General features: G+C 59.0%; 13 protein-coding genes. 11 read left to right on the forward strand and 2 right to left on the reverse strand.

Annotated elements, in window-relative coordinates; genetic code table 11:
- Window position 1: 1 nt before the first annotated feature.
- Window positions 2–961 carry an ACP S-malonyltransferase gene (gene fabD / locus L1P08_RS04080; protein ID WP_303618729.1) on the reverse strand — a complete coding sequence of 320 codons (960 nt, stop codon included), beginning with the start codon at window positions 959–961 and terminating at the stop codon, window positions 2–4.
- Between the two features lie 194 nt (window positions 962–1,155).
- Here fabD and L1P08_RS04085 point away from each other — a divergent pair, with 194 nt between their 5' ends.
- Entirely contained in the window at window positions 1,156–2,250 is a 1,095-nt protein-coding gene (locus L1P08_RS04085) for an ATP-dependent DNA helicase (RefSeq protein WP_303619493.1), read from the forward strand.
- Window positions 2,251–2,255: 5 nt separating this feature from the next.
- Here L1P08_RS04085 and L1P08_RS04090 read toward each other — a convergent pair whose 3' ends face one another.
- Entirely contained in the window at window positions 2,256–2,642 is a 387-nt protein-coding gene (locus L1P08_RS04090) for a DUF2147 domain-containing protein (RefSeq protein ID WP_303618730.1), read from the reverse strand.
- A 343-nt stretch (window positions 2,643–2,985) separates the two neighbouring features.
- Here L1P08_RS04090 and rpsF point away from each other — a divergent pair, with 343 nt between their 5' ends.
- The 10 genes from rpsF (at window position 2,986) to L1P08_RS04140 (ending at window position 12,548) form a co-directional block, all read left to right on the forward strand.
- A complete protein-coding gene (gene rpsF / locus L1P08_RS04095) occupies window positions 2,986–3,363 on the forward strand; it encodes a 30S ribosomal protein S6 (protein WP_303618731.1) in 378 nt (125 codons plus the stop codon).
- Between the two features lie 13 nt (window positions 3,364–3,376).
- Window positions 3,377–3,631: a 30S ribosomal protein S18 gene (rpsR, locus tag L1P08_RS04100; protein WP_438268435.1), complete on the forward strand. Its 255-nt coding sequence runs from the start codon at window positions 3,377–3,379 to the stop codon at window positions 3,629–3,631.
- Between the two features lie 97 nt (window positions 3,632–3,728).
- Window positions 3,729–4,334, forward strand: coding sequence for a 50S ribosomal protein L9 (gene rplI / locus L1P08_RS04105; protein WP_303618732.1), 606 nt, complete (start codon window positions 3,729–3,731; stop codon window positions 4,332–4,334).
- A gap of 175 nt (window positions 4,335–4,509) precedes the next feature.
- On the forward strand, window positions 4,510–5,991 hold the full coding sequence (locus tag L1P08_RS04110) for a replicative DNA helicase (RefSeq protein WP_303618733.1): 1,482 nt from the start codon (window positions 4,510–4,512) through the stop codon (window positions 5,989–5,991).
- A 2-nt stretch (window positions 5,992–5,993) separates the two neighbouring features.
- The gene (alr, locus tag L1P08_RS04115) at window positions 5,994–7,133 is read left to right on the forward strand and encodes an alanine racemase (RefSeq protein ID WP_303618734.1); all 1,140 of its coding nucleotides are present in this window, start codon (window positions 5,994–5,996) and stop codon (window positions 7,131–7,133) included.
- A complete protein-coding gene (gene radA / locus L1P08_RS04120) occupies window positions 7,133–8,530 on the forward strand; it encodes a DNA repair protein RadA (RefSeq protein WP_303618735.1) in 1,398 nt (465 codons plus the stop codon). The genes alr and radA overlap by 1 nt, the downstream gene beginning before the upstream one ends.
- A 180-nt stretch (window positions 8,531–8,710) precedes the next feature.
- Entirely contained in the window at window positions 8,711–9,289 is a 579-nt protein-coding gene (locus L1P08_RS04125) for a CvpA family protein (RefSeq protein WP_303618736.1), read from the forward strand.
- A gap of 146 nt (window positions 9,290–9,435) precedes the next feature.
- A complete protein-coding gene (purF, locus tag L1P08_RS04130; protein WP_303619495.1) occupies window positions 9,436–10,896 on the forward strand; it encodes an amidophosphoribosyltransferase in 1,461 nt (486 codons plus the stop codon).
- Window positions 10,897–10,899: 3 nt separating this feature from the next.
- The gene (locus L1P08_RS04135) at window positions 10,900–11,634 is read left to right on the forward strand and encodes an SDR family NAD(P)-dependent oxidoreductase (protein WP_303618737.1); all 735 of its coding nucleotides are present in this window, start codon (window positions 10,900–10,902) and stop codon (window positions 11,632–11,634) included.
- Between the two features lie 245 nt (window positions 11,635–11,879).
- Window positions 11,880–12,548 (forward strand): L,D-transpeptidase, encoded by a 669-nt coding sequence (locus L1P08_RS04140; protein WP_303618738.1) that lies wholly within the window; start codon window positions 11,880–11,882, stop codon window positions 12,546–12,548.
- The last annotated feature ends 48 nt before the right edge of the window (window positions 12,549–12,596 follow it).

The raw sequence follows: 12,596 nt of genomic DNA on the forward strand, positions 1-12,596 counted from the left end.
TTTATTCTTGGGAACCGGCCAGTTCGGCGGCAAAATTTTCAATGGCTTCAGGCAGGCCGATCGCTGTGGCGCTGGCCTCTGCATTAATACGCTTGGCAAGACCGGTAAGCACCTTGCCGGTGCCCAGTTCCACCAGTTCGGTCACTTCGCCCTCCCCTGTGAGCCAGGCAACACTTTCAGTCCAGCGCACCATGCCGGTGACCTGCTCAACCAGGCGACGCCGGATTTCATCCGGTTCAGATATCGGGCGCGCCAGAACATTTGCAACCAGCGGCACGGCAGGTGCCTGCATTGCAACATCGGCAAGCGCCTGTTGCATGGCGTCTGCGGCCGGGGCCATCAGCGCACAATGAAAGGGTGCACTCACCGGTAACAGCAATGCCCGCTTGGCACCGCGCGCCTTGGCCAGTTCAACGGCCCGCTCCACGGCAGCAAGCGTGCCAGAGACCACAACCTGGCCCGGTGCGTTGTCATTTGCGACATCGCAAACCTCGCCCTGCCCGGCTTCAGCGGCAATTTCCGCGACAACCGCGAATTCCAGCCCCAGAAGCGCCGCCATGGCGCCCTGGCCCACCGGTACTGCCTGTTGCATGGCTTTGCCGCGAATCTTGAGCAAACGCGCCGCATCCGCGACCGAAAATGTCCCGGCGGCGCAAAGGGCGGAATATTCGCCCAGCGAGTGCCCTGCAACATAAGCGGCGTTCCCGGCGAGATTTACACCCTTTTCCCCAAGTACGCGCACAACCGCCATGGAAACGGCCATCAGTGCCGGCTGGGCATTCTCCGTCAGCAACAGGGTTTCATTCGGTCCTTCAAACATGATCGTCGAGAGTTTTTGCCCCAGAGCATCGTCAATCTCGTCGAAAATGGCCTGTGCTGTGGGAAATGCATCGGCCAGGGCCTTGCCCATACCGACGACCTGACTGCCCTGGCCGGGAAAAACGAATGCGCGTTTGGTCATTAAGTGTCCACCAAGCTGATTGTTTCATTTGCTGCCGCGCAGCGCCTGTTCGCAGGGTAAGCTGTGATCAAGCGCGTCGCAAGATAGCCGCGGGGGATTGCCTGTTACGGCAAACAGAGTCAAGCAAGGGCCCTCGATATGTATGGAAAACCGGCCGAACGGCCTTGCCAGCGCGTGGAGGCTCTGTGGCGGAAATAAAATGGTCAGGTCAGCAGGATGCCGCCCTCAAGGCCGTATCCGACTGGTTGAAAGATCCGCAGGGCGCGCAGGTATTTCGCCTGTTCGGCTGGGCTGGCACCGGCAAATCAACCCTTGCACGCCATCTGGCCGGTGACCTGAAATCCGTGCGCTATGCCGCCTTTACCGGCAAGGCAGCCCTTGTGATGCGCAAACGCGGCTGTAAGGGCGCCAGCACGATCCACAGCCTGATCTATTCCACTATCGACGACAAGGAAGGCGAACCGCAATTCGCCCTCGACCCTGAATCCCCCGCCGCCACCGCAGACCTGATCGTCATTGACGAAGTCTCGATGGTGGACGAGGCGCTGGGGCGCGACCTGCTGTCGTTCGGCACGAAGGTGCTGGTGCTCGGGGACCCCTTTCAGCTCCCCCCGGTTCAGGGCACAGGCTTTTTTACCGAGGTCGAGCCCGATCTGATGCTGACTGAAATTCACAGGCAGGCGCGCGACAACCCGATTGTGCGCATGTCGCTCGATATCCGCGAGGGCCGCCGGCTCGAACATGGCGATTACGGCGAATCACGGGTCATCAGCAAAGCCGAGGTGAACCAGAATGATGTTCTGGCCGCCGATCAGGTGCTGGTTGGCCGCAACAAGACACGACTGCACTACAACAACCGGATTCGCGAATTACTCAAGCTTCCAGCCCTGCAACCGACAATTGGCGACCGGGTCGTCTGCCTGCGCAACAACCCGCGCAAAAAGCTGCTCAATGGGCAAATCTGGATTGTGACCGACGTCACCCGCAAGAATACGGGCAAAATGCAATTGCAGCTTGCCGCCGAGGATATCGGCGGCACCATGACCGAGGCCAAGGTCACGACCCATCGGGATTTCTTCACCGGCGGTGAAGAAGCAATGGCCTGGGCCGTGCGCCGGCAATATGACGAATTCACCTTCGGTTACTGCCTCACCGTGCACAAGGCGCAGGGCAGCCAGTGGGACAATGTCTATCTGTTCGACGAAAGCCATGTCTTCCGCGAGGATGCCCAGCGCTGGCTCTATACCGGGGTCACCCGCGCGGCAGAGAAAATCACGGTGGTAAGCTGAACGCTCTAGATCCGTTTGAATTCGAGTGATTTGCAGAAAATCAGCTGGCAACCCTGCAGGCGCAGTGCGTTCTGGTTGACCAGGGTCACGCTGCCGCCGATTTTCTGACCGTCATAATGGACGGTGCCGCGCCATTTGTTCGGGGCCGAGGCGACCGCGCCCTTGACGACATATTTGTTCAAATATTGCAGGTTTTCCTCGGTGCGGGCATCGGCACGTAACCAGGTCAGCTTGGCGCAGATTTTTGTCTCGCCGCAGGGCATGACTTCATAACGGGATTCGCCGCCCTTGGTCTGCCAGGTGCCATAAGGGGTAAGTTCATCCGCCTGAACCGGCATGGCCGTCAGGCCGGACAACAGGATTGCGGTGGTGATGATTTTCGACAATTTCATCTCGGGGCCTCTTCAAATCGCGTTCTCAATTTCAATGCTGAACCGGTTTTGCCAGAGTGCGATTGAACCCTTTCCGAATTCGCTGTTCAGATTCGGTTCAGGAAAGCCCGCCTGAAACCGCAAAATAGCTTGCAGTCCGGCGCTTTTGGCTCTAATGACCACGCAACATTCGTTTGGCCGGGGGCTGAACGGAGGGTTGGTTTGCGCCAATAGGGTCTTAGAAACATGATCCGGCCTCCCGTGTTCCCGCTCTTTGCAAGACTGCTTTGACGCCTTTCCGGCTTCAAAGAGGCTCCGCGCCGGTGAATGTTTATCGAGACCCGAAACGTAAGAAAGGCGTTTTATGGCTTATTACGAGCATATCTTTATGGCGCGGCAGGATGTCTCCGCCCAGCAGGTTGAGGAATTGACCGCAACCTATACCGAACTTCTCGGCAATAATGGTGGCAAGGTCACCAAGACCGAATATTGGGGTGTCAAAACCCTCTCCTACAAAATCAACAAAAACCGCAAGGCACATTACACGCTGCTGAACATTGACGCACCGCACACAGCGGTTGCCGAAATGGAACGCCACATGCGTATCAATGAAGATGTGCTGCGCTTCATGACCATCCGTGTCGATGCGCTTGAAGAAGGCCCCTCGGTAATGATGCAGAAGCGCGACCGTGACGACCGTCCCGGTGGCGATCGCGGCCCCCGTGGCCCGCGCCGGTTCTAGGAGTAATTGACCCATGGCTATTAAAGATCTCACCACGACCCAGGCCCGCCGGCCTTTCCAGCGTCGCCGCAAGACCTGCCCGTTTTCAGGCGAAGGCGCACCGACCATCGATTACAAAGACGTGCGCTTGCTGCAGCGCTATGTCTCCGAGCGCGGCAAGATCGTGCCGAGCCGCATCACGGCCGTTTCTGCAAAGAAGCAGCGTGAACTGGCCCGTGCCATCAAGCGCGCCCGCTTTCTCGGCCTTCTGGCCTATCTGGTCGCTTAAGCAACCGGATTCTCCCCTTTCGGGAGACACGTTGGAGCGACGGGTGGTCCGTCGCTTCTAACCATCATGGTGATGGGACAGCATTGGAGTATATGCAATGAAAGTTATTCTGCTTGAACGCGTCGGCCGCTATGGCTCGATCGGTGACGAAGTTGTCGTCAAAAACGGCTATGCCCGCAATTTCCTTCTGCCCCAGGGCAAGGCATTGCGCGCCACCCAGGCCAACCGCGCCCGTTTCGAAGCCGAACGCGCAACGATCGAAAAGCGCAACGAAGAACGCCGCAACGAAGCCGCAGGCATTGCCGCCGGCCTCAATGGCCACAGCGTTGTCATGGTCCGTCAGGCTGGTGAAAACGGCCAGCTTTACGGTTCGGTTTCCTCGCGGGATATCGCTGAAGCGCTGGTTGCCGATGGCTTCCAGGTTCTGCGTAGCCAGGTAGACCTCGCTGCACCGATCAAGACCGTTGGCATTCATCCGATTGCCCTCAACCTGCACGCTGAAGTTGAAATCAACGTCAACGTCAACGTGGCCCGCTCCACCGATGAAGCCGAGCGTCAGGCCAAGGGTGAAGACATGACCGTGTTCAGCTTTGACGATGATGAGCCTGAGCAGGAAGAAGTTGCCGCAGAAGACGCAGCCGAGGCAGATGATGCCGAAGCCGTTGTCGACGGCGAAGAAACCGAACGGCAGGAAGACGCGTAAGCCGCGTTTTTCCCGGATTGAGTTCAAGAGGCCGGGAGCAATCCCGGCCTTTTATTTGTTTACGGTTCCGTTTATCCCCGCTGTTGTTAACATGGCGCCGAAGTGTCCGGATTGAGTCGCGTGAATCGGCACCTTGTGCTTAACAGGACATGAACAGACTACCCCGAGGAAAAACATGGCCGAGGTACGGCAGCTCCGTCCGCAGGAAGAACAAGAATATCGCCTTGCACCGCATAATGTGGAAGCCGAACAGGCGCTATTGGGCGCGATTCTGGTCAATAACGAAGCGTTTTACCGGGTTTCAGACTTTCTCGAAGGCGAACATTTCTACGAACCGATCCATCGGGAAATCTACGAGGTCTGCGGCAAGATCATTCGTGCCGGCAAAACCGCCACACCGATCACCGCCAAGACCTTTCTGCCTGACGAACTGGTCGTTGACGTCACCATGTCGCATTATCTGGCCCGGCTGGCCGCCGAAGCGACGACCGTTCTCAATGCCTTTGACTATGGCCGGTCGATCTATGATCTGGCTATTCGCCGCTCCCTGATCCTTGTTGGCGAGGAAATGGTTGAGACGGCCTATAGCGCCGATGTGGATTCAACGCCCGAAAAGCAGATTGAGGATGCGGAAAAGCATTTGTTCGATCTGGCAGAACGCGGGCGTTACGATGGCGGCTTTCAGGGTTTCAACGCCGCATTGCGCGATGCCATCGAAATGGCCGGCGAAGCCTATCACCGCGATGGTTCGCTATCGGGCACAGCCACCGGGCTGACCGATCTGGATCGCCTCATGGGCGGTTTGCAGCGGTCGGATCTGATTATTCTCGCCGCCCGTCCCGCCATGGGCAAAACCTCGCTGGCGACCAATATCGCCTTCAACGTGGCACGCGCCTACAAGGCAGAGCCGACGCCTGACGGGCACATGAAAACCGTCAATGGCGGCTGTGTGGGGTTCTTCTCGCTCGAAATGAGCGCCGAACAGCTGGCGACACGTATTCTGGCCGAACAGGCTGAAATTTCCTCATCGGATATCCGGCGCGGTAATATTCACGAAAGCCAGTTCTCCAAACTTGTCGACACCTCCAACCTGATGAGCCAGGTGCCGCTGTTTATCGATGACACCGGTGGTTTGAACATTGCGCAGTTGATGGCGCGCGCCCGCCGCCTGAAGCGGCAAAAGGGTCTCGACCTGCTGATCATCGACTATTTGCAGTTGCTGTCCGGTTCCTCGAAACGCTCTGACAACCGCGTGCAGGAACTGACCGAAATCACCACCGGTCTCAAGGCCCTGGCCAAGGAACTTGAAGTGCCGATCATTGCGCTTTCCCAGCTGAGCCGTCAGGTGGAAAACCGCGACGACAAGCGGCCCCAGCTCGCCGATTTGCGTGAATCCGGCTCGATCGAGCAGGACGCTGACGTCGTGCTGTTCGTTTATCGCGACGAATATTATCTGAAGAACAAGGAGCCCAAGGAAGGTTCGCCCGAGCATTTGCAATGGCAGGGTGAGATGGATCTGGTTCACGGGCGCGCCGATGTCATCATCGGCAAGCAGCGTCACGGCCCCACCGGCACTATTCAGCTGTCGTTCGAGGCCCAGTTCACGCGCTTCTCGAACCTCGCCAAATCCGACTACCTTCCGGAACGTATGGAATAGGCATGGCCGTATCTTCTCCCACAGGTCTGGGCGGCCGTCTCACCATCGATCTGGGTGCCATTGTCAAAAACTGGCGGGCGCTCGACGCCATCAGTGCGCGGGCACTGACCGGGGCCGTGGTTAAATCCGATGCCTATGGCACGGGCCTCATCCCCACCAGCATGGCGCTTTTTGGCGCGGGGGCACGGTTCTTTTTCGTGGCAACGCCTGATGAGGCGGTGGCCCTGCGCCAGCAATTGCCGGAAGCGCATATCTTTGTGCTCAACGGTCTCTATCCCGGTGCCGCGCGCATTTATGAAAAAGAGCGGCTCATGCCCGTTCTGGCCTCCATCGAAATGCTCGATGAATGGCTGGCCCATTGCGTCAGCGCCAATGAGGCATTCCCGGCGGCCCTGCAATTCGATACCGGCATGAACCGGCTCGGCGTCCGCCTGCAGGAATCCGATCAGGTCCGCGACCGGCTCGATGAATTTGGCTATATGCCACAAATGATCATGAGCCATCTGGCCTGTGCGGACCAACCCAGCCACGAGAAGAACCGGACCCAGCTGGCGCTGTTCCAGTCGATCCTGGCCCAGTTCCCCGGCATTCCCGCGTCCCTTGCCAATTCCGCCGGCACGATGATCAGCCGCGAAAACCATTTCCAGATGGTGCGGCCCGGCATCGCCCTTTTCGGGGGCCGCGCCGTCAATGGCCGCAAAAACCCCATGGCGCCGGTCGTCAAGCTGGAAGTGCCTGTATTGCAGGTGCACGACGGCAAGACCGGCGAAACCGTTGGCTATGGCGCCGGTTACACGCTTGACCGTGACAGCCGGATTGCCATTCTGGCCATCGGGTATGGCGACGGGTTCCTGCGCTCCCTTTCCAGCACCAATACCCGTCAGGGTGGCCGGGCCGTGTTTAACAACCGGATCGCGCCGCTGATCGGGCGGGTCTCGATGGATACGGTCGCTGTGGATGTCACCGATCTGGGTGATGCCGCGCCAAAGCCGGGCGATATGATGGAAGTGCTTGGCAAGACCATCACCGTTGACGGTCAGGCTGATCCCGGCGGCACTATCGGCTATGAAATGCTGACCAATCTCAAGGGCCGCTACAAGCGCGCCTATATCAGCCCCCCTGCCCCGAATACGGGCGGCTAATGGCAAAGCGGCGGTCCTCTTTTGTCTGTCAGGCGTGCGGCGCCGTCTCGTCCCGCTGGACGGGGCGCTGCGAGAGCTGTGGCGAATGGAACACGATTGTTGAAGAAGTGGTCGATGGCGGCGTGGGCGGCGGTCCCAAGACCGCGATTGCGGCAGGCCGCCCGGCCCCGCTCTCCAGCCTTTCGGGCGAAAGCGAAGATGCAGCCCGCATTGTCACCGGCATTGGCGAGCTTGACCGGGTCACCGGCGGTGGTTTTGTCGTGGGGTCGGCGCTTCTTGTGGGTGGCGATCCGGGCATCGGCAAGTCGACCATGCTGTTGCAGGCAGCGGCGGCCTTGGCCAATAGCGGCAAGCGCGTCATTTATGTCTCGGGCGAGGAAGCTGTGGCGCAGGTGCGGTTACGGGCCCAGCGGCTGGGACTGGCCGACAGCCCGGTATTGCTGGCAAGCGAAACCAATGTCGAAACCATTCTGGCAACCTTGCAGCAGGGCGACACGCCCCATCTGGTCATCATCGATTCCATCCAGACCTTGTGGACCGATCGTGTGGAAAGCGCCCCCGGCACCGTGACGCAGGTGCGCACCAGTGCGCAGGCACTCACCCGGTTTGCCAAAAAAACCGGTGCCGCCGTTGTTCTTGTGGGGCATGTCACCAAGGACGGGCAGATTGCCGGGCCCCGCGTCGTCGAACACATGGTCGATGCGGTTTTGTATTTCGAGGGTGATGCCAGTCACACGTTCCGCATTTTGCGCGGGGTCAAGAACCGCTATGGGGCCACCGACGAGATCGGTGTGTTCGAGATGACCCAGGACGGGCTGACCGAGGTGGGGAACCCCTCGGCCCTGTTTCTCGATCAACGCGACGAGGATGCCACCGGTTCGGCTGTTTTCGCCGGGATGGAGGGCACCCGCCCGGTGCTGGTGGAAATTCAGGCTTTGGTCGCCCCTTCACCGCTGGGCACACCGCGCCGGGCGGTGGTCGGCTGGGATTCGTCCCGCCTCTCCATGGTTCTGGCCGTTCTGGAAACACGTTGCGGTGTCCGCATTGGCGCGAATGACATTTATCTCAATGTTGCCGGCGGTCTCAAAATCAATGAACCTGCCGCAGATCTGGCGGTTGCCGCCGCGCTGATCTCGTCGCTGACCAACGCGCCCTTGCCCTCGGACGCGGTCTATTTTGGCGAAATCAGCCTCTCGGGCGGTGTGCGGCCTGTATCACACGCGGCGCTCCGCTTGCGGGAATCGGGCAAGCTTGGTTTTGCATCCGCCTATACCGGCCGGATCGCCAAGAGCGATGGCAGCGAAACCCTTCGTTTGCACGAATTCTCCAGCCTCAGCGAACTGGTGGGCCGGATTGCCGCCAGCGCGCCACCGCCGCAGGAGCCATCGGAAGATTGACGCAATTATTCAAAATCATTGTCTGTTCAGCGATTTCGGCACCATGATCTGTGGCCAATTTGCACTTCAAGCCCCAAAACCAGTGCATGTTGGCAGATTGAACCTGTGTGCATGCTTGGCTATTCGGCCGGAAGCCGCTAAACGGTGCACTTGATTGAAAGTTCAAGGGATAGCCCACTCATGCTAACCGCATTCGACGTTATTGTCGGTATCCTCGTCCTGATTTCCGCAATACTGGCGACGGCGCGCGGCCTGACACGCGAAGTGCTGTCACTGGCAACATGGGCCGGCTCTGCCGCCATTGCCGTATGGATGTGGCATTATCACCCTGAAATTGCGCGCGGTTATATCCGCGAAGAGATCGTGGCAGATATCGCCACCATCGTTCTCAGCTTCATTGTCTCGCTGATCGTTCTGCACCTCATCACCATGCGAATCGCCGATTTTGTCGTTGATTCAAAGATTGGCCCGCTCGACAGAACCCTTGGTTTCGTCTTCGGCGGCTTGCGCGGCATACTGATCGCCGTGGTGATTGTGGTGCTCGGTCAATGGCTCCAGTGGGGCGGGCTTGGGCAGTTTGTTGATGGTTCGCGCACCGTGCCGCCTCTTGCGTCCCTTGGAGAAAGCCTGATACGCGTGTTACCGGACGATCTGGAACAGGCCGTGAGCGGTTTCCTGAGCGATGATCCTGAACCGGCGATCGATGTGCCGGCTGAAGAAGGTACCGATGCAGGTGAAGTCGGGCTTCAGACATTGTAACCGGCACCGCGGGTGCGATATTTTCTGTTTGCGGCAACAACAGGCTGAACCATGGGTTCGGCCTGAAACCATTGGCAAAGGGTGACAGGCAATTGACGGATAGCAATCCACCGGTGACGCGGGAAAACAACTCTCTCTGGCTGGACATGGAAGGTGACACGCTGCGCGAAGAGTGTGGCGTGTTTGGCATTCTCGGGCACGAGGATGGCGCTGCACTGACCGCTCTGGGTTTGCATGCCCTCCAGCATCGCGGGCAGGAAGCGGCGGGCATTGTCAGCTTTGACGGCCAGCAGTTTCATTCAGAACGCACCATGGGCCTTGTTGGCGATCATTACACCAACCCGGCAACCCTGGCGAAACTGCCCGGCGCTGCCGCTATGGGGCATGTGCGCTATTCCACGACAGGCGAGACCGTGTTGCGCAATGTGCAGCCCCTGTTTGCCGAACTGGAAGTTGGCGGCATTGCCATTGCGCATAACGGTAATCTGACCAATGGCCTCACCTTGCGCCGACATCTGATTGCCACCGGCGCTATTTGCCAATCCACATCAGATACAGAAGTTGTGCTGCACCTTATTGCCCGCTCGCAGAAAAAGGATTCTGCGGAACGGTTTGTTGATGCGCTCAGCCATGTGGAAGGTGCCTATTCCATGGTCGCCCTCACCCGCACCAAGCTGATTGGCGCGCGCGATCCCAACGGCATTCGACCCCTGGTTCTTGGCGATCTTGACGGCAAGCCTATTTTTGCCTCGGAAACCTGTGCGCTGGACATTATCGGCGCGAAGTTCGTGCGCGATGTGGAGAGCGGCGAAGTCATCGTTTGCGAAGTGCAGTCTGATGGGTCGATCAGCGTGCGCTCGTTCAAGCCGTTCGAGCAGAAACGCGAGCGGCTCTGCCTGTTTGAATATGTCTATTTCGCCCGGCCCGATTCAATCGTTGGCGGCCGCAGTGTCTATACGGCCCGCAAGCGCATGGGCATCAATCTCGCCAAGGAATCCCCGCTTGAGGCTGACGTGGTCGTGCCCGTCCCCGATGGTGGCACGCCGGCGGCGCTGGGCTTCAGTCAGGAAAGCGGCATTCCGTTCGAATACGGCATTATCCGCAACCATTATGTGGGCCGGACCTTTATTGAGCCGACCCAGCATATCCGGGCGCTGGGTGTCCGGTTGAAGCATTCGGCCAATCGCGAGCAGATCAACGGCAAGCGGGTTGTGCTGGTCGATGACAGCATTGTGCGCGGCACCACCTCGCTCAAGATCGTCCAGATGATCCGGGAAGCCGGGGCCAAGGAAGTGCATATGCGCGTCGCCAGCCCGATGATCACCCATTCCGACTATTATGGCATCGACACGCCCGACCCGGAGAAACTGCTGGCCAATCAGTATCCGAACCTTGAGGCCATGCGACAATATATCGGCGTGGATTCGCTTGAGTTTCTCTCCATCGACGGGCTTTATGACGCCGTGGGCGGCAGCCCGCGCAACAATGAAGCGCCGCAGTTCACCGATCACTATTTCACCGGCAACTATCCCACGGCACTGACTGACCTGTCCGGCGCTGACCGGAATGACCGTAACAAGCTTTCGCTGCTCAAAGAGGCCGGCTAAAACGTGACCAACAAACAAGACCTGACCGATAAAGTTGTGCTCATCACAGGGGCATCACGTGGCATTGGCTATGCCACAGCGCTGGAAGCCGCCCGGCGCGGTGCGCATGTGATTGCGGTCGCGCGCACCGTTGGCGGTCTTGAAGATCTCGATGACGCCATTCAGGCCATGGGCGGCGCCACGACCCTGGTGCCCCTCGATTTGACCGATTACGATGCCATCGACCGGCTTGGCGCGGCGATTTTTGAACGCTGGGGACGGCTCGACGGGCTGATCGGCAATGCCGGCATGCTCGGCGTTTTGATGCCTGTCGCCCATATCGCGCCCAAGGAGTTCGAGAAAACCCTCGCGGTCAATGTCACCGCCAATTATCGCCTGTTGCGCTCCATGGACGCCTTGTTGCGTCAGTCGGCAGCGGGCAAGGCGGTATTTGTCTCCTCGGGTGCCGCCAAAAGCGCGAAGCCCTTCTGGGGGCTTTATGCGGCGAGCAAGGCGGCGCTCGATGCCATGATCAAAAGCTATTCAGGCGAAATGGCCAATACCAGCGTTCAGACCAATCTGTTCAATCCCGGCCCGGTGCGCACGGCGATGCGGGCCAAGGCCATGCCGGGCGAAGATCCGGATACCCTGCCCGCCCCGGCAGAAATTGCGCCCTTCCTGGTCGACATGATCAGTCCTGAACACAATGCCAACGGGCAGATGTTCAACATGGCGGACAAGTCACTTACTGCGATTTAACCCCACGGGTTAGGACTTTAGGTCACACTCGGGATAAATTCGCATTAGCGATGCATCCTTTCGCCTGTTCTCGCGTTGTTGTGATTGGCAGGGTGTCATGAAGCGGGGCTACCGTTGGGATATGATTCGTGCATGGCGAGCGATCGTCCTGCCGGTTGGTTGTGTCCCCGGAGGCTGTTTCAGTCTTTACCCCCCACCTCGCTGCCGAGCCTGTGAAACCCTGAATTTTGCGTGGAATAATGACTATGAATTCTTTGACTAACCCCAGCCGGCGCCGCTTCCTGGCGCTGGGATCGAGTATGGCTGTGCTCGCACTGACCGCTTGCGCTCCCACGCAGCGCCGGGTGCCGCGCGTTTATGAAGCGCCTATTCCTGATGAATATCAGCGCATGTATGCAGCAATGCCCAATGAGCGGTTTCCGCTGCCTGCCGTAAACCTGCGCCGGCTCGACCCTAAATATTATCGCCAGGTCGTCGATGACCCCACCGGTGAACGCCCGGGCACAATCGTCATCAGCACGGCGGACCGTTTCCTTTATCTGGTTCAGGAAAACGGCAAGGCCCTGCGCTATGGCGTCGGTCTTGGCCGCGAGGGCTTTTCATGGTCCGGCCGCGGCTATATCGCGCTGAAACGCGAATGGCCGACATGGACGCCGCCCGCCGAGATGATCGAACGTCAGCCCGAGCTGGAAGAATACCGCAATGGCATGGCACCCGGTCTCGAAAACCCGCTCGGTGCCCGTGCGCTCTACATCTTCCAGGATGGCCGCGACACGCTTTACCGCATTCACGGCAACCCGGACGAAACGTCCATCGGTAAAGCCGTATCAAGTGGCTGCGTCCGCCTGTTGCAGCAGGACATTATCGATTTGCATGCCCGCGTGCCGATCGGCACCAAGCTGGTTGTGATCTAAACCAGCAGGCTCAAAAATTTCGATATGATCGGCGTCTGCATGGTTTTC

Source organism: Mariluticola halotolerans (assembly GCF_021611515.1).
Classification (GTDB): domain Bacteria; phylum Pseudomonadota; class Alphaproteobacteria; order Rhizobiales; family Devosiaceae; genus Mariluticola; species Mariluticola halotolerans.